The 26,591-nt window shown below is 49.2% G+C and carries 21 protein-coding genes and 2 pseudogenes; 10 read left to right on the top strand and 13 right to left on the bottom strand.

Features of this window, described 5'->3' with window-relative positions:
• The first annotated feature begins 47 nt into the window (after positions 1 to 47).
• The 5 genes from mgtE to JCM10914_RS13775 all read left to right on the top strand — a co-directional run bounded on the left by mgtE (position 48) and on the right by JCM10914_RS13775 (position 5,232).
• Entirely contained in the window at positions 48 to 1,403 is a 1,356-nt protein-coding gene (gene mgtE, locus JCM10914_RS13795; RefSeq protein ID WP_023961846.1) for a magnesium transporter, read from the top strand.
• A gap of 479 nt (positions 1,404 to 1,882) precedes the next feature.
• Positions 1,883 to 2,413 (top strand): hypothetical protein, encoded by a 531-nt coding sequence (locus tag JCM10914_RS13790; protein WP_023961845.1) that lies wholly within the window; start codon positions 1,883 to 1,885, stop codon positions 2,411 to 2,413.
• Between the two features lie 177 nt (positions 2,414 to 2,590).
• The gene (locus JCM10914_RS13785) at positions 2,591 to 3,574 is read left to right on the top strand and encodes a glycoside hydrolase family 43 protein (protein WP_023961844.1); all 984 of its coding nucleotides are present in this window, start codon (positions 2,591 to 2,593) and stop codon (positions 3,572 to 3,574) included.
• 166 nt (positions 3,575 to 3,740) lie between these two features.
• Positions 3,741 to 4,412, top strand: coding sequence for a YitT family protein (locus JCM10914_RS13780; RefSeq protein WP_023961843.1), 672 nt, complete (start codon positions 3,741 to 3,743; stop codon positions 4,410 to 4,412).
• 145 nt (positions 4,413 to 4,557) lie between these two features.
• Positions 4,558 to 5,232 (top strand): DUF559 domain-containing protein, encoded by a 675-nt coding sequence (locus tag JCM10914_RS13775; protein WP_023961841.1) that lies wholly within the window; start codon positions 4,558 to 4,560, stop codon positions 5,230 to 5,232.
• Between the two features lie 1,033 nt (positions 5,233 to 6,265).
• On the opposite strand, the gene JCM10914_RS13770 is transcribed toward JCM10914_RS13775, so the two are convergent.
• The 8 genes and pseudogenes from JCM10914_RS13770 to JCM10914_RS13730 form a co-directional block, all read right to left on the bottom strand.
• The gene (locus JCM10914_RS13770; RefSeq protein WP_023961838.1) at positions 6,266 to 6,910 is read right to left on the bottom strand and encodes an SdpI family protein; all 645 of its coding nucleotides are present in this window, start codon (positions 6,908 to 6,910) and stop codon (positions 6,266 to 6,268) included.
• Entirely contained in the window at positions 6,894 to 7,178 is a 285-nt protein-coding gene (locus JCM10914_RS13765; protein WP_023961837.1) for an autorepressor SdpR family transcription factor, read from the bottom strand. The genes JCM10914_RS13770 and JCM10914_RS13765 overlap by 17 nt, the downstream gene beginning before the upstream one ends.
• Positions 7,179 to 7,338: 160 nt before the next feature.
• Complete coding sequence (locus JCM10914_RS29260; protein ID WP_158442470.1) at positions 7,339 to 7,524, bottom strand: response regulator transcription factor; 186 nt, start codon at positions 7,522 to 7,524, stop codon at positions 7,339 to 7,341.
• Positions 7,525 to 7,555: 31 nt separating this feature from the next.
• On the bottom strand, positions 7,556 to 9,955 hold the full coding sequence (locus tag JCM10914_RS13755) for a tetratricopeptide repeat protein (RefSeq protein WP_023961833.1): 2,400 nt from the start codon (positions 9,953 to 9,955) through the stop codon (positions 7,556 to 7,558).
• A 233-nt stretch (positions 9,956 to 10,188) separates the two neighbouring features.
• Positions 10,189 to 10,710: a GNAT family N-acetyltransferase gene (locus JCM10914_RS13750; protein WP_023961831.1), complete on the bottom strand. Its 522-nt coding sequence runs from the start codon at positions 10,708 to 10,710 to the stop codon at positions 10,189 to 10,191.
• Between the two features lie 87 nt (positions 10,711 to 10,797).
• Positions 10,798 to 13,778: pseudogene (locus JCM10914_RS13740) on the bottom strand (peptidase domain-containing ABC transporter).
• Between the two features lie 131 nt (positions 13,779 to 13,909).
• Complete coding sequence (locus JCM10914_RS13735) at positions 13,910 to 14,677, bottom strand: peptidylprolyl isomerase (protein ID WP_023961827.1); 768 nt, start codon at positions 14,675 to 14,677, stop codon at positions 13,910 to 13,912.
• Positions 14,678 to 14,782: 105 nt separating this feature from the next.
• Complete coding sequence (locus JCM10914_RS13730) at positions 14,783 to 15,001, bottom strand: hypothetical protein (protein ID WP_023961826.1); 219 nt, start codon at positions 14,999 to 15,001, stop codon at positions 14,783 to 14,785.
• Between the two features lie 203 nt (positions 15,002 to 15,204).
• Here JCM10914_RS13730 and JCM10914_RS13725 point away from each other — a divergent pair, with 203 nt between their 5' ends.
• Positions 15,205 to 16,242 (top strand): lyase family protein, encoded by a 1,038-nt coding sequence (locus JCM10914_RS13725; RefSeq protein WP_081739790.1) that lies wholly within the window; start codon positions 15,205 to 15,207, stop codon positions 16,240 to 16,242.
• A gap of 21 nt (positions 16,243 to 16,263) precedes the next feature.
• On the opposite strand, the gene rpoN is transcribed toward JCM10914_RS13725, so the two are convergent.
• On the bottom strand, positions 16,264 to 17,577 hold the full coding sequence (rpoN, locus tag JCM10914_RS13720) for an RNA polymerase factor sigma-54 (RefSeq protein WP_023961824.1): 1,314 nt from the start codon (positions 17,575 to 17,577) through the stop codon (positions 16,264 to 16,266).
• A gap of 114 nt (positions 17,578 to 17,691) precedes the next feature.
• Positions 17,692 to 19,239, bottom strand: a complete 1,548-nt coding sequence (pruA, locus tag JCM10914_RS13715; RefSeq protein WP_023961822.1) for an L-glutamate gamma-semialdehyde dehydrogenase — start codon at positions 19,237 to 19,239, stop codon at positions 17,692 to 17,694.
• A gap of 179 nt (positions 19,240 to 19,418) precedes the next feature.
• Between pruA and JCM10914_RS13710 the strand changes: the two genes are divergently transcribed.
• From JCM10914_RS13710 to JCM10914_RS13700, 4 genes are all read left to right on the top strand, one after another.
• Positions 19,419 to 20,339: a proline dehydrogenase family protein gene (locus tag JCM10914_RS13710; RefSeq protein WP_023961820.1), complete on the top strand. Its 921-nt coding sequence runs from the start codon at positions 19,419 to 19,421 to the stop codon at positions 20,337 to 20,339.
• Positions 20,340 to 20,430: 91 nt separating this feature from the next.
• Positions 20,431 to 22,113, top strand: a complete 1,683-nt coding sequence (locus tag JCM10914_RS13705) for a sigma-54-dependent Fis family transcriptional regulator (protein ID WP_023961818.1) — start codon at positions 20,431 to 20,433, stop codon at positions 22,111 to 22,113.
• 2 nt (positions 22,114 to 22,115) lie between these two features.
• Positions 22,116 to 22,184, top strand: coding sequence for a helix-turn-helix domain-containing protein (locus JCM10914_RS30305; RefSeq protein ID WP_370570249.1), 69 nt, complete (start codon positions 22,116 to 22,118; stop codon positions 22,182 to 22,184).
• Between the two features lie 436 nt (positions 22,185 to 22,620).
• Complete coding sequence (locus JCM10914_RS13700; RefSeq protein WP_023961816.1) at positions 22,621 to 23,268, top strand: hypothetical protein; 648 nt, start codon at positions 22,621 to 22,623, stop codon at positions 23,266 to 23,268.
• A 315-nt stretch (positions 23,269 to 23,583) separates the two neighbouring features.
• Here JCM10914_RS13700 and tetB(58) read toward each other — a convergent pair whose 3' ends face one another.
• The 3 genes and pseudogenes from tetB(58) to JCM10914_RS13685 form a co-directional block, all read right to left on the bottom strand.
• Positions 23,584 to 24,396 (bottom strand): tetracycline efflux ABC transporter Tet(58) subunit B, encoded by an 813-nt coding sequence (gene tetB(58), locus JCM10914_RS13695; protein WP_023961814.1) that lies wholly within the window; start codon positions 24,394 to 24,396, stop codon positions 23,584 to 23,586.
• Complete coding sequence (locus JCM10914_RS13690) at positions 24,393 to 25,424, bottom strand: daunorubicin resistance protein DrrA family ABC transporter ATP-binding protein (RefSeq protein ID WP_023961812.1); 1,032 nt, start codon at positions 25,422 to 25,424, stop codon at positions 24,393 to 24,395. The genes tetB(58) and JCM10914_RS13690 overlap by 4 nt, the downstream gene beginning before the upstream one ends.
• 155 nt (positions 25,425 to 25,579) lie before the next feature.
• Positions 25,580 to 26,526: pseudogene (locus JCM10914_RS13685) on the bottom strand (ArsR/SmtB family transcription factor).
• Positions 26,527 to 26,591: the final 65 nt, after the last annotated feature.

Genomic DNA, 26,591 nt, shown 5'->3' with positions numbered 1-26,591 from the left:
AATACACCTATTTACATGAAACGCGAACACAGAAAGGAGGCTCTGTCTTGAAGACGCAAACCTTGGAACAAATACTACCGGATATTAAAAAAACGCTGCAGACGAATCATGCTTCCGAGTTCCAACTGGTCATCGATGAATTTCAGCCTTATGATCTCGCAAGAATACATAATCTCCTAAGCGATATCGAACAAAACCAACTGCTTGAGCTGCTCAATGACGAACAGCTTGCCGATATGATGCAGGAAATGGACTATCCGCTCCAGATCGAGATTCTCGCTAAGCTAAGCAAGGACCGAACCACCGTTATCATCAACCTAATGGACAATGATGATCTGGCTATTCTTCTGGAGGAATTGTCACCGGAACAGAAGGATGCATTAATCAGAGGAATGAGTGCGGAAGAGTCTCGTTTTATTCGGAACATGATGAAATATCCTCCGGAAACCGCCGGGCGGATCATGACCAATCGATATGTGTGGATCCCGCAGCATTATACCGTTACAGAGGTTGTCCAGAAACTCAAGACGTATGTGTCCATCACAGAGACGATCAACTATTTATATGTCGTTGATGACGACAAACAACTCATTGGCGTTGTCTCATTCCGCGGTTTAATTCTGGCCGAGCCTGATGCTGCGATTGTGGACATCATGCATACTCGGGTCCATGCCGTACCGGTGGACGCAGACCAGGAAGAAGTCGCGCGGATCATTCAGCAATACGATTTCGTTGCGATTCCTGTGGTCGAACAAGACAACAAGCTGGTCGGCATCATTACCGTCGATGATATACTCGATGTCGTCATCCAGGAAGCGGATGAGGATTTCCGTAAAATGAATGCCACCAGCGGCAAAACGATTGATTTCAATACGAAGGCAACTGTCGCAGCTTATCGCAGATTGCCGTGGCTGATTCTGCTTCTGTTCATCGGCCTCATCTCCGGGAGCATCATCTCCCAGTTCGAAGAAACCTTGGCACAGGTTGTCGCGCTTGCCTTCTTCATGCCGATGATCGCAGGGATGACCGGTAATACGGGTACGCAGTCCCTTGCCGTTATTGTCCGTGGATTAACGACCAAACAGATGGACAAATCATTAGTATACAGACTTCTAGCCCGAGAATTAAAGGTCGGGGTCATCATCGGCGTGGTCTGTGGCATCCTGATCTCACTCATCGCCTACTTCTGGCAAGGTAACCTCTATCTGGGCTTGGTCGTCGGCATATCCCTGATCGCTACACTCATTGTCGGGACGATGGCTGGCACCATCATTCCCTTGGTACTATCCAGATTGAAGGTCGACCCCGCGGTAGCCTCCGGACCGCTGATCACCACAATTAACGATATCCTGTCGCTTGTGATTTACTTTGGAATCGCCACCCTGTTTCTGTCTTATATTTAGTTTGATTATGAATACCAGCAAGCACCCGCCGTTGACGGCTGCTTGCTGGTATTTGGCGATCCCTTATAATTTCAAGCCCTGTCTTACCTCAAAACTGCCGCCTCCCAGGAAAGTCGAGTACAATACGACCGGATCGATGACCAGAGGGAGACTTCCGTCATAATGATCCTTCACTTCGAAACCTATGGTGTACGCACCATCCGATGCGGCTTGGACCGTATCACATCAACGTTCGGCCAGAGCTGCTCATACGATGAGCAGTTGAATCTTGCCGTTTGTGCGTCATATAAAATATTCCGATTCCTCTGCCCCGTATTCCGCGCAAAACTAGCGGCAGCTTGCCATAGGAGCTACTCATTTCCTTCCACTAATCATGTTTACCCCATATTATGTATAGGCAAGATTCTACCTCGAATCCTCCATGATATATTATTAGAGCAGTCGATATGGAAATTTTTCCTTAATACTGGAGGGACGGCATGGAATATATACGGGATTATGCGATGTATGCGGCCATATTCGGTATGTTCAGCATGAGTTGGTTCGGATGGGCGCAAGAGCGGCCCCGGGATCCTTGGCGCAAATACCTGGGCATCGCATCGGGCTTCGCGCTATTGGTCTGCTTGCTGGGCGTCTATTTCAGCATGATGAACTGGGATGCGCCAACGGCTTTGTCAGATCAGACAAACTTCAGCAATTATCTGATCTCGGTATATGTTGAATTTATCTTGGCAGGTGTTGGAGCTTTTGTCTTGATTCGAAAAAAGCGCAAGGACTATGTAGCACCATGGATTGCCTTTATCGTCGGCATTCATTTTATTGGACTCGCCGGTGTGTTTGAAGATCCTAGTCTGTATGTACTGGCTGCCCTGCTGGTAACCGTGTCCGTGATCTCCCTATTCGTTGCGCCTAAGCTGCAGGTAGCGAATAGTGCCATTACCGGGATCGGCTCTGGCACCGTGTTATTTGCTTTTGCCGTGCTCGGTTTGTTGCGATTCTTATTGGCTTGAATTGCCGCAGAAAAAGTCCCTCATCGGGGCTTTTTTTATCGTATATAGGGCAACGAAGGGAAAATATCTAAAATTTTTAGGTATAATCCCTAATTTTATTAGGTTTTATGGGATGTGGACGTTTGATAGAATAAAAATATAACGCTTACAAATGCAATAAACCAAGGAGGATATATCATGACCAAACCGGTGCAACCCAATGAACCTATCGTGACCCACATCTATACCGCAGATCCTTCTGCGCACGTATTTGAGGGGAAACTTTATATCTATCCGTCCCATGACCTGGATCATGAGAATACTTCGAACGATAACGGCGATCAATATGATATGGAAGATTACCACGTTCTTTCCATGGATGGCGTGGATGGATCTTGCGTAGACCACGGAGAAGCGCTTCATGTCAAAGATGTACCCTGGGCAAAAAAACAGATGTGGGCTCCCGACGCTGCTTTCAAGAACGGCAAATACTATCTTTTCTTTCCGGCAAGAGATCATGACGACATCTTCCGTCTCGGTGTGGCTACCAGTTCCTCACCGTCCGGACCTTTCGCCGCAGAACCCGATTACATTCCGGGCAGCTTCAGCATCGATCCTGCAGTATTTATCGACGACGATAACCGGGCTTATATTTATTTCGGCGGACTCTGGGGTGGGCAACTGGAGAAATGGCAGACCGGCAGCTTCATAGCCGATGCCGAAGGACCTGCAGACAACGCGCCAGCACTCGGACCGATCGTGGCGGAACTGAGCAACGACATGTTGACGTTCAAGGACCAGCCTCAGGAAATATCCATCGTCGACGAGCATGGAGAGCCGATCGTAGCTGGTGACGAGGAACGCCGCTATTTTGAAGGACCATGGGTTCATAAGTATAACAGTACGTACTATCTGTCGTACTCCACCGGTTCCACGCACAAAATCGTATACGGAACCAGCCAAAGCCCAACCGGCCCATTCGCGTATAAAGGCACGATACTGACGCCTGTTCTTGGATGGACCACGCATCATTCCATCGTGGAATTCCAGGATAAATGGTATCTGTTCTATCATGACAGCTCCCTCTCCGGCGGAGCCGACAACAAGCGCAGCGTGAAGTTCGCAGAGCTGAAATACAACGAGGATGGTACGATCCAGACAATCGATCCGTACGGCAAATAAAATGATCAGCAGACTGAATTCCATGAGAAATGGGATTCAGTCTTTTTTGATAGCATAAAATTTACATAAGCTCATGCTTTTATTAGTGATATAATGATAGCAGCTATCATTTAATAAATATGAGTGGTTGAGCGACATATATCATAGTTAAAGAAGGAATGCATACATGACAACGCAACTTTTGAAACGGTACCTGATTCTGATCGCGGGACTTTTCCTCATGGGGCTGGGAACTGCACTCGTAACCAAAGTTAATATCGGCACCTCCCCCATTGCTAGCGTGCCTTATGTGTTAAGTTTGATTTTCCCTGTATCCATGGGTGTCATGACGATCTTGATCTGCTGTCTGTTCGTGGTCATTCAGGTGTTGCTCCTCGGCAAACACTTCCCCAAAATCCAGTACCTCCAGTTGCTGGTCGGCGTGTTGTTCGGCATATTTCTCGACTTGGGTGCATGGATCATTGATTCTGTTCACATCGAGCAATATTTCATAAAGATCCTGGGTTTATTGGCGGGATGCCTCATTCTGGCGGTGGGCATATATCTTCAGATCGTCGCCAACACCATTCTGAATCCCGGTGAAGGCATCGTGAAGGTCATTGCCGAGAAGCTGGGCGGCGATTTCGGCAATATCAAGATTATGTTCGACTGGACGCTGGTTTCCATCGGTGTTGCGATCTCTCTGATCGCCTTTCATTCTATTGAGGGCGTACGCGAAGGTACGATCATCTCGGCATTTCTGGTCGGTTATTTCATCAAGCTGCTGCGCAGAATTGTGTTTCGCGTGCGAAGTAGAAAGGAACCTCAAACAGCGACCGCGACTACCCACTCTTCTTGATATGTTCTCCATTGGTATGGTATGGCCAAGCGGCTAGCCTCGGCTTATAATATGCGTATGGAAGAGATACTGACGAAGAACGTCCTGCAACTCCCGTGATGGGAGATGTCGGGACGTTTTTTGCATGAAGGAGGGGCAATGGACGATGGAATTCGAACATGCACATGACGAGTTTATCCATTTACATCTGAATCGCAGGAGCGGTGAGCGTAGAGGACGATTGGAACGCGGGCACCGGGAAGCCGAGAAACTCTTTTGCCGGAAAGTCTGGTGGCCATTGAATGGGAAATTTGACGATTTGCATCCGGAATTCGAAGTGCTGGATTGGCGGGGACGATCGTATTTTTGCGACTTCGCTTATCTGACGCCGAATTTGAGGTTGATGATCGAGATCAAAGGTTTTGGTCCGCATGTGACCGATATGGACAGGCAGAAGTATTGCAATGAATTAAATCGCGAGACGTTTCTTACGGCAATGGGCTATCGGGTAATCTCTTTTGCATACGACGACGTTTCTCAGCGTGCTGACCTGTGTATCACCTTGCTACGAATGGTTCTGAACCATTACCAACCGAATGAATTGTCCGGGGAATCGCGGCTTAAGGTTAGCGAGCGGGAAATTCTCCGCTTAGCCTATACGCTGGCTCGGCCGATCCGGCCCATCGATGTCAAAACCCACCTGAGCATCAACCACCGCACGGCCGTACGCCTGCTGCAAGGACTGTGCGATCGAGGCATATTGTTGCCGATTGCGGGCGCAGAAGATAAGCATGTCGTCAAATACGCACTCCGTCCGCAAGCGTCGCAGGGGTTGTGGTAAGGGGGTAGGGATGCGGTTGAGATGTGGTTGCGACACGGCTGAGATGCGGTTACGACATGGCTGGGATGCGGTTGCGATGCGGTTGAGGAGCAGTAGGGATTCAGTAGGGACGCGGTGTTGGAGGAATATGCGATAGACGGACATTCTCTTATGGTGTTGACTTCGCAAGGGGAACCTGCTTTGGGGCCCGCAGCATCGGGTGCTGCGAAGGGCGCTTAGGTTGCATGGTAGAACTAGTTAGGCACCAGAGGCTTCAGTCAAGAAAAAATGCATATATGCAGGCTTTCGGCCGAAATTTACGCGTTCAGGTGGAAAAAGATGCATTTCTGCAGTTTTTTTCGCTAGTTTAGCGCAAACAGCGCAATTGGAGCATCAAAAGATGCATTTTTGCAGGCTTTTCCTAAATATCGGGTACTAAGCATGGAAATACCTGCACTTTTGCAGGTATTTCCACAACTCGTGGCTCGTTTAGGGCGTGGTGATCCTGGCTGGATTAGCACCTCGCCATGCTACCCACTTTAAACAAATCAGCGCTTCCTCAGTGCTGCATCCAAAAAATCTTTACGGCTTACCCCAGCAACAGCATTAAAGGAACAAAAAGATGCATATATGCAGGCTTTCGGCCGAAATTTACGCGTTCAGGGGGAAAAAGATGCATTTCTGCAGTTTTTTCCGCTAGTTTAGCGCAAACAGCGCAATTGGAGCATCAAAAGATGCATTTTTGCAGGCTTCTCCTAAATATCGGCCACTAGCCCTGAAATACCTGCACTTTTGCAGGTATTTCATTGGGTCTACCTTTGCGTCCTTTTCTACGCTCGTGGCTCTCTTCACGCCCTTAACTGCGCTCGTTGCTCCTTTCGCACCTTAACTACGCTCGTGGTTCACCCATTTCTGGACTCGTGTCTCTCTATGCCCCCAAGCTCTATCCCCCTCACGATTCCCTGCACCAACTTTAGTTCCAAGGTCATCTAAACCAACCCATACAGAAAAGCTGACCCCATCTCACGTCGATGGAGCCAGCTTCTTTGGGTAATTACACACCTTTTTTGTAGAGGGACAGCGAATAGATGGTAGGCGCCGCGACCAGCACCAATATCATAATGATCATTCCCCAGAATGCCTGCGTGTTCAGGAACGCAAGGATAACCATAAGCAATCCTCCGACCATCCAGAGATAACCTGCAAAACGATGCGTCTTGTTCCAGTTGTCTTCACTGTGGAGCGTCCATGGCAGTTTAATGCCGATCGTGTAATTCTGCTTGCTCTTCGGTAAGTAGTTACCTATCACGAGTATCAGCACACCCACCAGCGCCGGTACCACGGTCTCAATCCGGATATCCGCCCCCGTCGCCTTGAACAGCGTAATCGGCATAATTACGACCGACAGGGCAGCAATCGCCCAATGAGCAATCATCCGGAGTACCGGCGCAGCATTGTTTCTCTTGGGATCCAGGCTGATCAGCACATAAACGACGAGATTTAACACGGCCATCGATACCGGCAGTACAAACGCGGCAACCGCTTTAGGCATGAAATTGTCCGGGTTACCGGCAATATCCCAATGGACCGCGACCTGATCAGGCAACCGATCATACATGGACAATGATAGAATAATCGGCAATAAGCACACCAGTGTCGTTATGATCAGGATTGATTTGGACTTATTGTTTGTCTCCATCTTGTTTCCCTCCGTTAAACTGTGTGAACCACAGCATGATTTCTTCCATCACCGATACATTAATCTCATAATAGATAAAGTTCTTATACTTGCTCTCGAAGATAAGGCCCGCCTTCTTCAATTGAGATAAATGATACGAAATGGAAGCCCCCGTCATATCAAAATGTTGTCCGATCTCGCCAGCCGACATTCTCCCACGCTTCAGCATAACGAGTATTTCCCGCCTTACCGGATCTGATAACGCCTTGAATGTATCCGGAAACCCCAATCTATCCCCACCTAATTTCTATTTAGAATTTCATCTAAATACATTATCCACTATAACACGGATATTATGCAAGACCTATTTTGAAGAATTTCTAAATAGACCCGATTTAAAAAACCACATCCAACCCAGCTAGATGTGGTTTTGCTGGTCCTCTTCACGGCTACAATAAGTTCAATTCCTGAGCTCGCGCTACCGCTTGCACCCGACTCTTGACCTCCAGCTTCTGGTACAGATTATGCGTATACCGTTTAATTGTGCCCTGGGATAAGAATAACTGCTTGGCGATATCTTCATTGGATCGGCCCGCAGCTATCAACTGCAGAATTTGCTGCTCACGATTCGTCAATGTAACGTTAGACGTTTCCCGTGAATCCTTATCAATTGGAGCATGAATCCCGTCCCTCATATAAGGCAAGCAGCACTTTGGCATAGGCGAAACTTGCTTCATTTGGTACCGGATCGGAGCATTGTGTCACATAACTCGTAAGCAGCTCGAATAATCTTGATCCTTCGTCCAGAAAGATACGAACATATCCCTCCGACTCAGCCAGGAACAATGCTTTCTCCAAAGACTGGACCGCTTGTACAGGTCTCTTCAGATCATGACAGGCAAGCGCTAGCAATAACTGAATTTCGATCTGGCTTCCAAGGCGGTCTGCCTGCCAGGCATCCGTCTCCAGGTTTTTCAGCAATGAAAGGGCGTCTTCTGTTTCGTTGACACTCATTAACAACCGGACCAAAGTCAGGTTCTCGTATTCTCGGCTAATACTTGTCCGATCGGTTACGTGCAGATGTCGACGTTCAGCCCATATCAAAGCTCCTGCCGTGGTTCCTTGTAATAATTGGAGCCTAATCAGGCGGGCTTCCAGCAATTGTTGCCAATGCGGAGAGTTCACACTTTGCGTATATTTGATCGCTTGCTCCAGTGTGGTAACCGCAGCTTCCCAATCTCCTTGAGCTTGTTGAATTTTAGACAGTAAAATAACTCCTGGAGTAAGAACGCCCAAATTTTGGGAGGCTCCCTGCACACCAATCGCTTCCTCCAGAATCGCTCGTGCCTCGTTCACTCGATTCGATTCATAATGCAAATCTGCCAGGAACACAAAACCGTGACCTTGAAGAGCATATTGAACGGCGGCCCTCCTCTCTGGAGACTCGGATACCTTGGAGGCCAAGTAAGCCATTTTCTTCAATCTCCCGCCAAAACCAATCGGTCCCCGGTGTAGCAAGGCTTCCCCAAGATTGACTACCTTCACAATCGTGGCAAACCGCTGCAAGCCTTCGCGATGCGTATCCAACAACTCAATAAACGTATCAATATCGCCTTGGTAAAAAGCAATAGAGGCGCGATACAATCCGACTCTCATCTCTAGCTCATTACGCTTCTCGGCGGGAAATAAGCTTTCATCATGATTGACCAATTCTAGCGTTCGTTCCAATAAATTCTGAGTTTCCTCAACATGGCCCGATAAAGCCATGGAGCCCGCTCGATAATAAAACAAATCCGGTTGGCAGATCAAGCGCTGCAGCGGCAGCTTCTGAAGCCAATTCTTCAGAGCTGACTCATGCCCATTCTTCATGATTTCAGAAAGATGCTGTTCCATGCACTCCGCAGCCTTATCATGATCACCCGCCTGCATCATGTGTTCGATAGCTTCGATGATCAGTCCGTTCTCTTCATACCACACATAGGCCCGCCGGTGCAGTTCTTCTCTTGCATCCGCACTCGACTTCGTTGTCAAACGATTGTTCAACATATCGGAGAACAGATGATGATAACGGAACCAGGTACGTGTATCATCCAGCGGAATAAGGAACATATGCGACTTCTCCAATATATGAAACATTTCCGAGGCATTCAGATGGCCAGAAACGGCCTCCGCCAGCGGCGCATTCATTCGATCCAGGATCGATGTTTGTAATAGAAACGATTGTAATTCTTCCGATTGTCGAAGTAATACTTCTTCCATTAAATAATCAAAAACGAAGTGATGACTACCGGAAAATGTACTCAGGAATGAAGATACGTCCTCTCGATCATCTATCGAAAGGAATGCCAGAATCAGACCGGCAACCCATCCTTCCGTCTTCTGTTCCAGCAGGATCAGATCCTCTGTCAAAAGCGTCTGCTCAGACGATTTTTCCTGAAGCGCTTCGATCTCATCCATCGTAAAGCGCAACTCGCTCGCTTCGATCTGTAGCAGCTGCTTGCGCACCCTCCATCGCGATAAAGGAAGGGGAGGAAGGGTTCGACTTAGAATCATCAATCGAGACATTGAAGGAAGATGCTGCAAAAGAAAGGCCAGGCTATCATGGACAGCCGCATCGGTTATGACATGGTAATCATCCAATACGATCACGACCGGCGTAGATATTTGACTTAATTCATTAAGTATAAAAGACATTAGCGTTTCCATCGAAGTACCCGGTGACGCTAGCAATTCGCGTGAAGTGACTTGGTCAAAACTGGAATGACATCGTCCTACCGACTCAATAAGATAACCCCAGAAGCGGAGGAACTGATTGTCTCCTTCATCCAAGGAAACCCAGGCCGCGCGAACATGACGAAGATGAATCCAGTGGCTCGCCAGAGTGGTCTTGCCAAAACCGGCCGGTGCACTGATTAATGTGAGTTTGGAGTTAACGCTTTCATCCAATCGCTCCATTAAGCGATTTCGTATAACGTCATGCTCCGATAACGGTGGAAGCGAAGCTTTGGTGGATATTACGAACTTGTGGTGACTCTCCGACATGGGACCGCTTAACGATGACATCATAGTTTACAAAGTCCTCACTCATTCATTAATTTATACAGAAAGGAGCAAGGCAAAATGCCCTTTTCTAGTACTTTAATCCTAATAAATTAAGTTTCCTCGTGTCAATGCCTGCCTTTTTAATGCAGTAGATCGTCAACCAGCATCTTCGGATACGCAAAAAATACCGATTAATCACCTTACAGGTAATCATCGGTATTTTGCTTGAAACTTAATAGCCTTTAGGTAAAACCACTTCATAACGAATTTGCGTTGATCACTTTCTCGAACACGGGAAATGCGGCCAACTTGCCTGGAAAATTCACTTCGCCACGCAGATCGTAGCCTAAGCCATGATACAATCTGAGCGCTGCTGCGTTCTTGGCATAGGTATCGAGTCGAATACTGCGGTATCCGTCGGAGACAGCCTTTTCCTCTGTGAATTCAACCATTTTGCGTGCAATGCCCTGGCCTTGTGCTTCCGGATCAACCGCGAGTCGATGCATCATCAGATGAGGACCATCGTCTTCTTTCCAATGGATCGTCTCATATTGATCATCCTGATTCTCGTCCAGCACGATCATTCCTCGTATACGACCTTCGCTTTCGGCTACAAACAACGTCCCCTGTTTTATATCCTCACTAATGACATCCCGATTCGGGTATTGACTATCCCATTGATCACTGCCGCCTGCCTGCATTACGGCAACACATCGGGCGATCATCTCCATAATTTCTGGAAGCTCCTCGCTTCGTCCTGATCGAATGACAATATTCATCGCTGCACCTACTATAATGTTTTAGACCAGTTTACTAAATCTACTGTGGAAATAGCAATTCGATAGCAGACGATACGGTAACTTCCCTTACTCCATTTGTTGGTTTACCAGGTAATAATACAATCCCCGTACCTGCATCAGTTCATCATGCGTTCCCATCTCCGCTACGGTGCCTTGGTCTAGTACAACGATGCAATCGGCATTACGGACCGTGCTCAGCCGATGGGCGATAATGAGAGTTGTCCGGTTCTTCAGGATAACCTTCATATTCTGCTGAATGATCCGTTCCGACTCAGTATCCAGCGCACTCGTTGCTTCATCAAAGATAAGCACAGGCGGATTGCCGAGGATCGCTCTGGCGATGGCAATTCGTTGACTCTGTCCCCCCGACAGCTTCATGCCGCCCTCACCAATCATCGTCTCATACCCGAGCGGAAGCGAATGGATAAAATCATGCGCCCCCGCCAGCCTCGCCGCCGACTCGATATCAGTTTCCGCAGCTTCCGGCAATCGGAACCCGATATTATCACGGATGGTTCCGCGAAACATGGCCGTTTCCTGCTGTACCACCCAATATGCCGCCGCAGGAAGCCAGCATCAAGCTCTCGCAGATCATATCCGTCTAATGTAATCATGCCATTGACCGGCTGATACAACTTCATCATCAGATTAGCCAGTGTCGATTTGCCCGACCCGCTCCGACCGATCAAAGCCACGCTCTGCCCCGGCCGCATCTCGAACTGAACGTTCTGAAGTACGTTCTGTCCCTCCTCCTCATAACGGAACGTCACGTTTTTGAAGAGCATATGCCCCTTTACTTTAGCCAGCTTGCGCAACGTGCCCTCATTTGTTTGTTCAGGCGCTACTTCAAATACGTCATCGAGCCGCTCCATGGAGATCCGCGCTTCCATAAGATCATCCAGCATTTGAATGAGAAAGGAGATCGACTGCGTGACGGTTGTCAACAGCACGGTGAACGCGACAAGCTCACCAGTACTCATCTCGCCTTGAAGAACATACCGGGAGCCGAAGAATAAGACGATGATCGTGCCCAGTGTACGGATCCACTCCCCGGCCGTCTCGGCGGATACCCAGAGAAAGATGCCTTTTAAACGCAAGTCCATCGCCTTCTTGAATTTCCCCTGCAACTGGTTAAACATTTTCTGTTCAGCCGTAAGCGCCTTGACTGAAGCTATATGATGAACAGCCTCCACCATGGTAGAGTCCGAATCCGCTTGAGCCAGGAACTGCTTGCGGCTGTTCATCCGCATCCGTGGGGAGATCACATAAATCACCAGCGCGTACAAGGGGAAAATAATCGCCGCAATCATGAACAACTTGGCGTTATAATACAGCATTAACGAACCGTAAACGATCATCGTAATGATATCCAGAATCAAGCCGGCTGCGCTATTCGTCAAGATACTCCGTATCTTCTCATTCTCATTAACCCGTGCCAGCATATCGCCGACCGTTCGATTGTCAAAGAAGGACAGCGGCAATCGAAGCACTTGCTTGTAAAAAGCATGGATCATGTTCATATCGATCTTCAGTGCGGTTTGGGACACGATCCATTGCCTGATGAAGATGAATAACGTGTTCGCCATGGAAATGGCAAGCATGCCGAGCAGCAGCACAAGCAGGAGACTCTCGTTGCGTTCAACTAATACCGTATCAATCACGGTCTGCGTAAATACAGGCAAAGATAAGGACAGAACTTGGATCACAACCGATAAAGTCAAAATGAGGGCCAGCATCCGTGAGTGGGGTTTCAAGAATGAGGCATAACGCTGGAGCGTAGAGCCTCCCGAACTCATCGTCTTCAAATTCGAAGTTGGATTTAACAAAAGCAGCAGCCCGTTCCAATCGCTGGCGAATTGCTCCCGGGTCAATTTATCGAGCCCGATAGCAGGGTCGGCAATGTAGACATGCTGATCTGTCACTTCATACACCACGACATAGTGATTACCCCTCCAATGGGCAACCGCCGGCAGCTGCCCCCGGGAAAGATCCGTTAGATCGGTACGAATCCCCTGCCCTTCGAATCCGATCCATTGTGCGGTCTCCAGCAGTTGCTGAAGAGTCGTTCCAGATTGGGATGTACGCGCAATCGATTTAATCGCATTTATCGGAATAGTGGTGCCGTAAAATCTGCTGATCATGCTCAAGCAAGCAGGACCGCAATCCATCTCGCTTTGCTGCAGCACCATCGGAAATTTTCTTAATCGACGCCGCTTGGGTACCCGATCCGTATAATCGGTGGACGCCGTTAACAGTTCCTCTTCTTGCATGATCTTCTCTACTAAATGGAAAGGCGCATGCTCAGCCCGAGGTTCCTCAACGTCAACCATCTCCAGCATGCCCCGGACATATGTATCAGCTCCAGGTTGATACGTCGAAGCGATCTGGACAATCTCGTCTTGAATGGCAGGATAAGTTCGGAGAAGGACGTCAAACGCTTCCTTGGGAAGCCGAAACAACGTAACCTCTTCGGTTGTACGGTATGCCGCTCCCCATACTTTACCGGTAAGCTGTGCCATATCGCCAAAGAAGTCACCTTCATCCAGCTGCTTCATCGTCTCCCCGGATATGACCGATATAACTTCGACCTTTCCTGAACGCAGGATATAGAAGGCATCGCCCGCTTCTCCTTCCGTCACGACGTTCACTCCCGCCTCATAACGGTGCATGGTGAATTGATCGAGCAGGGAATGAAGCACGCTTGGTTCCACATGCGAACCGATCGGTGTAGCCTGCAAAAAAGTCAGCTTGGCATCTGCCGCAATATAGCTGTTCATATAGCCTTCAAGCTTGGGCTGAGTTAACAGCAGTTCGGAAAAGTCCTCCTTGGACAGCTTCCACAACCATAATTCGGTCGAGGCGCGAATGGTCATGTCCGAGATCTTCTTCCCAAGCAAGCCACTTTCGCCGAAATGCTCGCCGGGCTGAAGCAGCCCCAGATTTTTCTCGGTGCCGTCCTTCCGTTCCATGATTCTTCTTGCCTTCCCGCCGGCGATAATATAAAAGGCTTCCATCGGCTTGCCTGACCAAACGATTGTCTGCCCCATCTCATATTGCTCAGGAACGAGTCTTGATGACAATAATGCCCGCTCCTGCTCGTTCATCACATCAAATAGCGTTACGCGGTTTAATAGCGATTCCAACCTGCTTCACATCCATCAATATTGATATCCGGAATCTATATCTGTTCCATGATCGGGTATTCAAAACCTGCAGCCGTCCACTTCGCATCGACCCATTGTTCAAATACAATCGATTGAATCTGCTCCCGCACCGATTCGTTAAGCTGCGCGCTCGCAATAGCCTCGACCTTAACCAGCAGGAATCCTTGCTTGGTCTCAATGGGGCCTAGAATCTCACCCATCGTTGCACCGAATACAGCGGCACTGACTGCCGGAGTCAAATCCACGCGCGTGACCTCTCCGACGTAACCGCCGGCTGCTTTCGTCTCTTCTTCCACCGAATAACGACGCGCCAGCGTGTAGAAATCATCGCCCTCTTCGATTCGAAATAACAACTCTCTCGACGCACCGTACTCCTTCATCACGATTCTGGAGATGACGGCCGAATCGAAAGACAAGCGATGCTCGTAAAAATAAGGCTCGATCAGCGGCAAAGAGACGTGCGCCGCCACTTTCGCTTCAATTAATTCAGCATGGACACGGTCTGCCAGATCGTCAAGCGTCATGTAATGCCGCTCCAGCCATTCGTTTACATCCGCAACCCGGAGCAGATCGTTCTCTCGCCGGAACCGATCCACACCGAGTTGGAGTTCCTCCCCCGCAACGCTTATTCCAGCTTCTAAAGCGTAACGCTCAATGACCTTCTGTCTGGCCTTCAGCTGCAGGATATGGGCTAGATGAGGATGTTTGGCAAAACGAAGCACCTCCCGAAACTCAACCGCCTCACCGTCTATTACCAGCGCATTTGCTTCTAGCAAGGACATATCTCTTAACCCCTTTTGCAGTGTGCTATATAGAAAGAATCACCTCTATGACCTATGGTTCAGGTCACCGAGGTGATGCCATGACAAATATTCAAAGGCTATGCATCACATACTGAATCCTTTACCGCTCTGAAGCACGCTCGAGCCCGCTCCGTTGCCGCTCTGAATCCGATTCAAGTTCGGCGGTGCGATAACGTTGGTTCTGTTCGGACCTGCGCCGCCAGTTACTTGCTTCATTTCGCACTCCGCCAGTACTTTGCCCTCTTCCTTCAATTCTTCCAGACGAAGCTTCGCTTTGGGTTGGACTTGGTTGTTCTTAGTCATCTCATTCACCTCCAAGGTTTTGTTCTGATGATTTCTATTAGACTACATTAGCGCTACCGATCGATCAAGCAACTAAAGTTGTATTGCGTTGTATTGCTAAGCTCAATAGAGAACGGATGATTTCATATTGGCACGATAATTGCTAGTAATGTATATCAGTACGTCACCGCTAAATCGTAGATTAATATCCATAGGTTGGAGGGATTCTTAGTGAATCGAATCGAACAAGACGCTATTGGCACCCTCGAAGTGCCTCGTACGCTTATTACGGCATTCAAACTTTGCGGGTGACCAAGAACTTCCCGAACTATAAAGGTTCGCCCGTCCACGATGAGATGATTATCGCCATGGCGATGGTTAAGCAGGCTGCCGTCCATGCAAATCTAGATCGGGGCCTCATCCCGGCCCCGATCGGCAAGTTTATCATCAAGGCAGCCGATGAGATAATCAGCGGCAAGCACAGCCATCATTTCATCGTGGATTATATCCAGGGTGGGGCGAGCCATTCCTTAAACACCAATATGAACGAAGTGCTCGCCAATCGCTCGCTTGATCTGATGCTGGAGGACAAGGGCAATTACGCCGTCATTCATCCGGATCATCACGTCAACTTATCGCAATCCCCCGGCCCAATCTTTACCGCTTCCCTGCAGATTGCATGCTGCCGGCTTGCACAGGCTTTGATGCATAATATGTCCCTATTCATAACGGATGCGCTCTTAACGATGAAGGATGAGATGAAGCAGCTCCGACATGCCGTCTCGAATCTGCAGACCATTCGGCTTGAAGCAACTGCTGAAGACGACGCGCACACGCAATCGGAGTTTGCGGAACGAACGATTCTCTACTTAAGCCAGCTAACCGGAATGGAGCTGCAGCTGGAGCGAAATCAATATCCTCAAATCAATATGAGCATATTCACCCAATTATCTTCTTCTCTGAAAAACATCGCTACAGCATTATCGAGATTATGTACGGAAGTCCGTCAAGATGGTACGACACCCCGTTCAGGCTTGACACTCCATACTAAACCTGAAAAGATTAATGCCCTCAATCAAATCGCATTTCAGGTCATCGGATTCAACCATGGGATCAGCCTGGCTGCTGAAGCAGAATTAAACGATCAAACCACTACACCGCCTCTAATCGCCTACAATCTGCTGGAATCGTTATACTTGCTCGTGCAAGGGGTCTCCTCCTTCATCAGCCATAGCAAAGAAGGGGCTGCAACGACTTTATAGTCGGTGTAGCCCCTTCGTAGTTTAATTGTGTTTACGCCTTGTGGACGAGGGAATCCTCAGCTCTTCCCGATATTTCGTAACGGTTCTCCGCGACAGACGCACTCCCTCCGCCCGCAACAGGTTGACGAGTTGTTGATCAGAGTACGGGCGGTTCCGATCCTCGGCAACCACGAATTCCTTGATTCGTGTCTTTACCCTCCTGGAGGATATGCCGCTGCCGTCAGCTGTCGGGAGACTTGCTGCAAAGAAGAACTTTAAGGGAAACGTACCGTGTGGTGTCTGTACGAACTTATGATGAATCGCCCGACTGACGGTCGATTCATGCATATCCAGCACACTGGCTATCGTGCAGAGGTTCATCGGACGGAGTCCTTGAATTCCTCGTTCCAGAAAGCCCCGCTGCTCATTCATCATAGCCGATACGACTCTTGAGAGTGTAAGTCTCCGCATCTCCATGCAACGTACGATCCATTGCGCCGATCGGAAGCAATCATTTACATACGTGGTGGCTTCCTTCGATTGGCGCAGCTTCACCCATTCCCGGCAATCCTGGTTCACCATGACCGAAGGATGACTAGCTGAATGCAGTGCAACCGTAACGTCCTCCCCAGAGATGTGTACAACAGCATCCGGTATGATGTAATGCCGAGCCGCAGCTGTTACACCTAATCCTGGTCGGGGGTTCAGGTTACGTATATACGAAGCTGCCTGACTTACTCCTTCACTTGGTGCACATAGTGCATACGCGATCCGATCTATCGATCCATTCGCCAAGAGCGGCAAATAATTTGCCACGATATCGCATGCATAGCGAGCAGCGGCACGGTCCCTAGCAATCTGCAGCAGCAGGCATTCTCGCAAATCGCGACAGCCAATGCCTGCCGGCTCCAGAGACTGCAGTACCTTGAGTGCATGGTCGACCACTGGTTCGGATACATTCATCATTTCACAAACGTCAGCACATTCGATATCCAGATAACCGGCATCGTCAAGATTACCAGCGAGAAAAGCACTAATACGGAACACTTCAGCCGGAAGGGAGAGAAGGCGTAGCTGATGCAACAGCTGAGCCTCGAGAGAATCTTGCATCGCTCTCACATTCAACATAGGGTCTTGGGTCACATCGCTTCGATCAGTGCCGCTTCGGTACTTCCTGCTGTTGGCCTTACGCCCCCAGTTATAATCCAGCTCCAATACCGGATTCTCCAACGCCTGCTCCTGCAGATATTGCGCAAGCTCGTAGCCTGACAAGGATAACATGTGAATGGACTGCTTCCATTCCGGTGTAATGGTCAATGTTGAGCGTTGATCTTGCACCAAATAATGACCTATCAACCGATCTCCCCCTTCCGCCCGGGTTATCTGATCCTAGAGTGTTACGATCTACTCCTACTATACTTAATCATGAGGGTGATGCACACCATCTCATTGTAATGATGATTCAACGCCTTAGTAACGTTCGCATACAAGCTTACCTTGGGTAAACAGGAGCAGATAATCGCGGCCGCCTGCCTTGGAATCGGTTCCCGACATGTTAAAGCCCCCGAACGGATGCGTTCCCACCAAAGCCCCCGTACACTTCCGGTTAAAATACAGATTCCCGACATGGAATTCCCGTCTGGCTTTCTCCAGATTGGCTCCATTGCTGGAGATGACGGCCCCCGTCAGACCATAATCGGTGCCGTTCGCAAACTGAACCGCCTCGTCAAACGACGATGCCTTCGTAAAGGCTACAACCGGACCGAAAATTTCCTCTTGGGAAATCCGCGCATTGGCATCGACATCCGCGAAGATCGTAGGCTCGATGAAATATCCGTTCGAATCACCCGTCCCCCCACCTAGCACGAGTCGGCCCTCTTGCTTACCCATTTCAATATATTCGAGAATCTTACGATATGCCTTCTCATCGATCACTGGACCTAGATTAGCCGATGCATCGGCCGGGCTCGTCATGCGCAGCTGTTTTGTTCGCTCCACAACCCGCTCCAGCACCGTATCATACACATCTTCATGAATGATCGCCCGCGAGCACGCAGAGCACTTCTGACCAGAGAATCCGAATGCAGACACGGTAATCATCTCTGCTGCCAGCTCCAGATCGGCCTCACGGTCTACCACAATCGCGTCTTTGCCGCCCATCTCGGCCACGACACGCTTGATCCATTTCTGCCCCGGATTCGCCTTGGCCGCGCGTTCGTTGATACGCAGACCGACATCGCGAGAGCCGGTAAAGCTGATGAATCGAGTGAGCGGATGATCAACCAGATAATCACCAACTTCTCCACCCGGACCTGGAAGGAAATTAACCACGCCAGCCGGTAGTCCCACCTCTTCGAGCAATGCCATGAATTGGGCTGCGATAATCGGGGTTGTGCTTGCTGGCTTCAACACAACTGTATTCCCGGTGACCAATGCAGCCGTTGTCATCCCTGCCATTATGGCCAACGGAAAATTCCACGGCGGAATCACGACGCCAACCCCGAGCGGAATATAGTACAGCTCATTCTCTTCTTCAACGCTTGCCGTCAGCGGTTGCGGCTGGTTAAGCCGCTGCATTTCACGCGCATAGAATTCCAGGAAATCAATCGCTTCCGCAGTTTCAACATCCGCTTCCACGCGAGTCTTGCCCGCCTCATACGTCATCAATGCCGAGAATTCATGCTTACGTCTGCGCAGAATAGCCGCAGCGCGGTACAAATAGCGAGCCCGCTCGTTCGGATCGGTATGCTTCCACGTCTCAAATGTCGCGGCTGCTACCTGAATCGCTTTCTCAGCCAGCTTCGCATCGGCTTGTGCGACAATGCCGATCACTTGTGCATGATTCGCTGGATTTATAGAAACGGCGGTGTGCTCGGTCATGATTCTCTCACCGCCAATGATAAGCGGAAACTGCTTGCCCAGCTCGGTCTCGACTTTTTTCAATGCCTGCTCATATAATTCGTGATTGCTTTCCTGTTTGAAGTCCACAAACACCTCATTCTTAAACTCGGTTCTCATGTGCGAACAACCATCCTCTCATCTAATTTCTAAATGTGCAGTGATCTCCCCAAAATATGTAGCAATTATCGTGCCAACGACAACAAGATATTGTCGTTGGCACAAATTTTGCTAAAGAATATATGCTGCGTGCGTATCTTTCATTCCAATAATTAAGCCTTCTGAAAGGGGAAATCCACTTGGATCACATTGAACTGTACCGCAAAACGCTATTGTCGATTTCAGGTAATCAAATCGTGGAGAAGCTTGCCCTTAAATACGGCAAGAAATTTGCAGGCAAGTTCATCGCAGGCCACACGCTAAATGAGGCACTGGACGAGATCGAGCGCCTGAATGATAAGGGAATTATGGTTACGCTGGATCATTTGGGAGAGGGCATTCTTCATTTAAATGAGGCTGCGGCATATCGGGAAGAATATCTCCGGCTCGTTGACGGGATCGCAGAACGGAAAGTCAGCTCCAACGTATCGCTGAAGCCTACGCAGATGGGATTAGCGCTGGATAAGAAAGTTTGCTATAACAATATCCGCGCGATTGTCGTGCAGGCCCAGAAGCATCACAATTTTGTGCGGATCGATATGGAGGATTCTCCCTTCACCCAGGCCACGATCGATATCGTGCTCCGTCTTCATGCAGAAGGTCTGACCAACGTCGGCACCGTCATTCAGGCCTACCTGCATCGCACGGAAGAAGATGTGAAGCAGTTGATCGAAGCCCAGGTCAATCTGCGATTGGTCAAAGGGGCATATAAAGAACCGTCATCCGTAGCATACCAGCAGATGAGCGAAGTCATCGAGAACTATAAGCGCGTGATCCAGCTGCACCTGGATAAGGGCGTCTACACAGCAATTGCATCTCACGATGATCGCATCATCAATTGGGTCAAATCTTATGCAGGGGAGAACGGCATCACGAAGGATGCCTTCGAATTCCAAATGCTTTACGGTTTAAGAATGAATGATCAGGCTGATCTGGCGAAAGAGGGATTTCGTATTCGTTGTTATATGCCATATGGTACGATGTGGTACCCATACTACACTCGTCGCCTAGCCGAAAAGCCCGCGAATCTGTGGATGGTACTCAGCAACATGTTCAAATAATATTTACACGGCAAAACAGGCTAGGTATAATGGCCCTAATAATTAGAAGCGTCTGTGCGTTTACATTCATCCTAGTAGGGGGCACACCGGTATGAAACACGTATTGCCTAGTCTGGAACGCCTTGTCCGTACGGATTACCATATGCTTCATCTGCCTGACCTGTCGGACCTTAACAACCTCGCGGCTGTCGAAGACGAACTGCCTATTTTTGTATGCACGGACCAGGGACGTTATTACTTGCTGTGTTCTCCTCCAGGTTCCGATCTTCACGCTCAGGCGGTTCAACCATACGCTCTGGAAGTCACAATCGTTGATATTGAATCTTCGTTGACTGAAGTCGCTGCTGGATTCGCACTTGCTCCCTACGCCTTAGTGAAACGTGACGACATCCCGGTTGGTTATGTCACCTCTCAGGTGATAATTGAGGGGACTATCCAGGCGCACCGGCATCTGGAGGCGTATTTCTCCACAACCTTGCAAACGCTTAACCCAGACGTAGCCATTACCTTGATCAACGAGGAAGGCCATGTGGCGGTCTGGACTTCCGGCGCAGAGCAGATCTTCTCCATCCAGAAAGATGAGATTATGGGTAAGCCTGCCTCGGATTTTTTTCAAGTGGACCGATTACAGTCGCTGCGCACACTCAAAACCGGAGAATCCGCCCACCGTATGCAGCATCGCCCACGCCAGGACATGTTTGTCCTCATTAACTCCAACCCTATCTCACTGGATCACCAGATCATCGGTGCCGTTGCGGCCGAATCTGATCTGACAACACAAATGAGACTCCATCAAGAACTGCTTCAGATGACGAACAAGGTTCATCACTTACAGAAGGAAGTCGCTATGCTTAGTCCCTCCAGCGATCCTTATCAGCATATCAAAGGAAACAGCCGCAGCATCAAGAACAGCATCGAGACCATTCGCAAGATCAGCACAACCAAAGCAACCGTCCTCATTCAAGGAAAAAGCGGTACCGGCAAGGAATTGTTTGCCAAAGCGATCCACGATGCCCGTGAGGGGAGCGGCGCGCCGTATATTGCCATTAACTGCGGAGCTATCCCTGCTGCCTTGTTCGAGAGCGAATTGTTCGGTTATGAGCGAGGTGCATTCTCCGGGGCTGACCCCAAAGGAAAAAAAGGAAAGTTCGAGCTCGCCAGCGGAGGCACACTCTTTCTGGATGAGATCGGAGAAATGCCGCTTGAGATGCAAGTCAAGCTGCTGCGCGTACTGGAGGAGCGAAGCTATTTTCCGGTTGGCGGTACTCAATTGAAGAAGGTAGACTGCCGGATCATTGCGGCAACCAACCGAGATCTGGAGCAGATGATATCCGAGGCTACCTTCCGTGAGGATCTATATTATCGCTTAAACGTCGTCTCCTTTGAGATTCCTTCCCTGCGCGAACGCAAGGAAGATATCTATGAATTAATACAATCCTTCCTGCATGAATTCGCACTGATATACGGCCGTCATATTCAGTCGATTGCACCTGATGTGCTGGAAGACTTGCTGCATTACGACTGGCCGGGCAATATTAGAGAGCTTCGCAATACGATTGAGCGGCTCGTTATTTTCTCTACGGATGGGGAGATTAAGCGCGAGTATTTGCCGGATAACATCTATTCGGGAGACAAACAATTAACAGCGGATACTTCCGATCTCTGTAAGCAGAACGATATCCCGATCGACGGTGCGGCGTTTCAGACAGAGCTCGACAATTTCGAACGCAACATGTTGTCCAGAGCGTTGGCTGCAGTTAACGGCAATAGCTAACGCTGGCCAAGCAGCTTGGCATTTCAAGAGCAACGCTGTACAACAAACTCAAGCGGTTAAACCTATCATAATCTAACAATTTAGACACTCCCTTTCCCAATGTCCAAATCATTAGACACTATCTTCTCTACATAAAGACAAGCCGGTCCCTGCAGGGGGGGCGGCTTGTCTTTATGTATTTGCAACGCTAGTTACAATCGGTTAATCATCATCCATTATCAGTTATCCTTGTCGTATATGACGTCATATATAAGTTCGCCCAACAACTATCAGCATTGTTGACACACATCGTACTGAGTTTGAGAAGTTTTGAGCCGAAGCTCTAAAACTGTTGCTAAATCTCTAAATCACGATTTATAATACCCGTAATGTGGACGTGAAGAACACGCCGCTGCCATACGATGTTTCCCTGATAAAGTCAAAGGGCTGCATCGTTGGAGCGGTTTTTTATGTTGTTTTATGTTGTGTTTATAGCGGCCATGGTGTCACGAGGAGGTATAGCGATTCATGTCACGGTTTGATCAGCAATATGAGCTTTGGGTAGAGGCGAATATACTTAACGAACAAAATCCACGCCGACTCGAAATTCTCAATAGAGGATTAGGTCATGGAACCATCGAATTTCTGCGCTCGGTCTGGTTTCCGGCAATCGGTAATTTCAACGATTTACACCCAGAATGGGAAGTACGAGATTTCAGCAACGGTTATCGTTATTTGGATTTGGCTTATATGCCTGGCGGTGCAAGAGGAGGAATTGAAATACAAGGATATGGACCGCATGCCCGTGATCTTGACGTCAGAAGATTTAAGGATTTATGCCGCCGTCACTGCTTATTGGCGTTGGATGGCTGGACCTTTCTTCCGATTGCCTACCCGTCTATCGTGGATGAGCCAAAACAGTGTCAACAGCTCGTACTGTCTTTTGTCGGTCGATTTATTGCCTCAGATGTGCCCGCATCGTTGTCTTGGCTCGAAGCGGAAACTGTCCGGTTTGCGCGAAGACTTCTGCGTCCGATAACACCGTTGGAACTTGCAGTCCATCTTCGGGTGAGTGATCGACATACGCGAAGATTATTGCATAAGCTAGTCGAGCTCCAAATACTAGACATCGCAAGCGGAGAACAGCGCGTCCGTACTTATAAACTCCGTTTATGACTGCGGTTGACCCCCATATTGCCTAAGCGGACACAGAATCCGTTATTTCAGAAAAACCTTCCTATTTATACGTATTTGCGGACTCAGGATCACTTATTTACTTAAAACACTACCAATTATCGCGATTTTCTTAGGAATAACGGATCTGATGTCCTCGAACGGGCCTTATGTTGCTACTATCATCATCATAGCGGAACCTCAGTCCTCCAAAGCGCATCCCAGGCCAAGTGCAGCGCAATTCAAATAACAAATAACAAATAACAAATAACAACGCGCCCGATGTCTCTTGGCACGTTGTTTCATTTCGTTCAAACATTACGTACGCCGCATGTAGGCACGCACCGTGATTGGAGCGAAGATAGCCACGATCACCGCGGCACCAATCAGGGATATGATGAGATCCCAACCGACGGTACCGGAGTTGGTTAAATCGCGAACAGCCGTCACGAGGTGCGAGATCGGATTGATGTTCACGAACCATTGCAGCCAGCCCGGCATCGTATCCACCGGCACGAACGCATTGGAGAGGAACGTCAGTGGGAACAACACAATCATCGAAATGCCCTGTACGCCGGAAGCAGACCTCGCGATCACACCAAAGAACGCGAATATCCAGCTAATCGCCCACGAACATAAAATGACCATCAGTCCTGCGAGTGCCACGTAGCCTAAACCACCCTCCGGCCGATACCCCATTAGATATCCCATCGTAAAGGTTAGCACCGTTGCAATCGTGTATCGAACCGTGTCTGCGAGGAGTGCGCCTGCAAGCGGTGCAATCCTTGCAATCGGCAGGGATTTAAAGCGATCGAACACGCCTTTGTCCATATCCTCCCGCAATTGGACCCCGGTGACAACCGAGGTGGTGATCACCGTCTGAACAAGAATACCCGGAATGATCACCGGCAAATAACTCACGACATCGCCTGAGATCGCTCCGCCGAATATATAAGTAAACATCAGCGTGAAGATAATCGGTTGAAACGTCACGTCAAATAATTGCTCAGGTGTGCGCCGAAGTTTCAGCAGCCCCCGATAAGCCATCGTCAGCGAGTTGCGGAGTGTCTGACCAATACTCGTATGGTTCTTCAACTGACGTTCCTTGGCGGGTTTAATCAAAGTGCTCATGCGCTTGTCACCTCGGTTTTGTTAGATTCATGCGACGTCCGTGACGTCTCTTCCTTCACGTTATGACCGGTAATCGTTAGAAACACCTCATCCAGGGTGGGCTTCTGTACGCTCATCTCGGACAGCGCAATCCCCGCCGACCGAAGCTGAATGAGCAGGTCTGTCACGAGGTCGGCATCAGCCATCGGTGCCGTAAGCTTTCCCGCTTCAGCCGATACGTTAACCTGCACCTTCAGCACCTGTTCAATGGCGAGACGGGCACGCTCCATATCCTGCTGGTGCTTTACCGTCAAATGTAGCGATGACGTCCCGATCGACATTTTCAGTTCATCCGCCGTTCCTTCCGCCACAACCCGGCCGTAATCGATAACGGCAATCCGGTCAGCCAGTTGATCCGCCTCTTCGAGATACTGCGTGGTTAGCAATACCGTGGAACCCGTATCCACCAAACGACGAATCGTATCCCACATCTGCGAACGGGTGCGCGGATCGAGTCCGGTCGTCGGTTCATCCAGAAAGATCAGCGGTGGCTGAGCAATGAGACTTGCCGCCAGATCCAGTCGGCGGCGCATCCCGCCGGAGAAATGCTTCAAAGGCCGCTTGGCCGCTTCCGATAACCCGAATTCTTCCAGCAATTCCTCTGCTTTACGTCGTGCTTCTGCTCGGCCTAACCCGAGCAGACGAGAAAAGATGATCAGGTTCTCAGTCGCGCTAAGCGATTCGTCAACCGAGGCATATTGACCGGTAACCCCGATCAATTGCCGTACGATCTGTGATTCCTTCGTTACATCATGACCAAAGATGCGAGCCGATCCAGCATCCGGCCGAAGTAAGGTAGCCAGCATCCGAATCGTGGTCGTCTTGCCTGCACCATTGGGTCCCAATACACCGTAAATCGTCCCGGCGCGCACGTTCAGATTCACGCCGTCTACGGCCCGGTTATCCCCGAACGTCTTGATAAGGCCGTGTGCTTCAACCGCCAACTCGCCTGACTTCGGTTCTTTGTGCTTTCTATATAATTGCTCCATTGTGATTTCCTCCAATCCCGTATGGGTGATGAATGGATTGTAACATCCGTATTTAAACGGAATGTAAACCAACCTCAGCCCAAAATAAATGGCAGTGCAGAAAAATCTCTGCACTGCCATTCCCGGATTACACGATTGCACAACGAACAGAACCTCTACGTGTCTTCCCCGTCTTGATCCATCGTGTATTTAATTTGCATCATAATATGTTGTTCATGGTCACCAAATTGGCGGCCGAACAAGTTCAGCCCTCCTTGGTTGACGGCATCAGGTTTGATGCCGATGCGCAGGCGCAGCTTCGGGCTCTCCGTAATACGAAGATCATCCAAGGCGATATCAGATACTTTCTCCATATCGAGCGTCGTCTTCTCATGGTCCACACGCCACATTTTGAGAAAACCGTATTGGGTAGCCCAGTCATACCACCAGTTCGGATTCAACTTGCCGCGGCGGTCTCCGAAATCTCCCGGACTCATCCACATCCCGATTTCCACACCATTAATCCAGACCGAGATATTGGATGGCCAATCATGATCATAGTTCGGCGCTTCCGAACACATCTCCATCGACAGGCCCAGCGATTCGATCCGAGCTCCAGCTGGTATGTCCATCGGCAGCAAATATTCCAAATATCCCTTGCGCAACCATATGATCTGGGCGTTGACATGCTTCGGATGGTAGAAGCTCGCCGGCTCGTCTTCCTTAATAATATAACCTTCGCCATTAGCCATTCCGCACGTAGGCGCTACTTCACAATCACTATAATGACCGATGGGCATCTCAACCTCATACACATGCGTTACGCCTTTGGGTACGGAATTCTTCAGATTCAAAGCGATATGGATATCGTCATAATTGCGGCTGCAGACCTTCATCGCCCCGCGCGACGCCGGGAGCAGTTCCGTATTGATTAATTCAGCAGCCTCCAGCACCTTGATATTGCTGGCTACGGTAGATACGGGAAGTTTCAGCTTCTCGGCAATCTCAATAATATTTAAGTTCTTGGAATTTAAGAGCCTTAGAATATCAACCGTGAACGTGTTGACAAGGCATGGGTTACCGTGACCATTCTTTCCGGGTCGTTAAAACTAAGTTCCAGCACGAGTCTGCTCCCCTTTTAACATATTCACTATCATCATCTTACTTCTTCACGAAACGAAAAACAAT

The organism is Paenibacillus sp. JCM 10914, from assembly GCF_001315105.1.
GTDB lineage: Bacteria > Bacillota > Bacilli > Paenibacillales > Paenibacillaceae > Paenibacillus_AQ.
The sequence above is the reverse complement of the archived record's forward strand: the minus strand, read 5'-3'. Positions and strand labels throughout refer to the sequence as shown.

Bases quoted from the DNA above. Each gene is read 5' to 3' on its own strand.
- JCM10914_RS13790 (WP_023961845.1), top strand. From the start codon at position 1,883: ATGGAATATATACGGGATTATGCGATGTATGCGGCCATATTCGGTATG.
- JCM10914_RS13785 (WP_023961844.1), top strand. From the start codon at position 2,591: ATGACCAAACCGGTGCAACCCAATGAACCTATCGTGACCCACATCTAT.
- JCM10914_RS13780 (WP_023961843.1), top strand. From the start codon at position 3,741: ATGACAACGCAACTTTTGAAACGGTACCTGATTCTGATCGCGGGACTT.
- JCM10914_RS13775 (WP_023961841.1), top strand. From the start codon at position 4,558: ATGGAATTCGAACATGCACATGACGAGTTTATCCATTTACATCTGAAT.
- JCM10914_RS13770 (WP_023961838.1), bottom strand. From the start codon at position 6,910: ATGGAGACAAACAATAAGTCCAAATCAATCCTGATCATAACGACACTG.
- JCM10914_RS13755 (WP_023961833.1), bottom strand. From the start codon at position 9,955: ATGATGTCATCGTTAAGCGGTCCCATGTCGGAGAGTCACCACAAGTTC.
- JCM10914_RS13750 (WP_023961831.1), bottom strand. From the start codon at position 10,710: ATGAATATTGTCATTCGATCAGGACGAAGCGAGGAGCTTCCAGAAATT.
- JCM10914_RS13735 (WP_023961827.1), bottom strand. From the start codon at position 14,677: ATGTCCTTGCTAGAAGCAAATGCGCTGGTAATAGACGGTGAGGCGGTT.
- JCM10914_RS13730 (WP_023961826.1), bottom strand. From the start codon at position 15,001: ATGACTAAGAACAACCAAGTCCAACCCAAAGCGAAGCTTCGTCTGGAA.
- pruA (WP_023961822.1), bottom strand. From the start codon at position 19,239: ATGAGAACCGAGTTTAAGAATGAGGTGTTTGTGGACTTCAAACAGGAA.
- JCM10914_RS13705 (WP_023961818.1), top strand. From the start codon at position 20,431: ATGAAACACGTATTGCCTAGTCTGGAACGCCTTGTCCGTACGGATTAC.
- JCM10914_RS13700 (WP_023961816.1), top strand. From the start codon at position 22,621: ATGTCACGGTTTGATCAGCAATATGAGCTTTGGGTAGAGGCGAATATA.
- JCM10914_RS13690 (WP_023961812.1), bottom strand. From the start codon at position 25,424: ATGGAGCAATTATATAGAAAGCACAAAGAACCGAAGTCAGGCGAGTTG.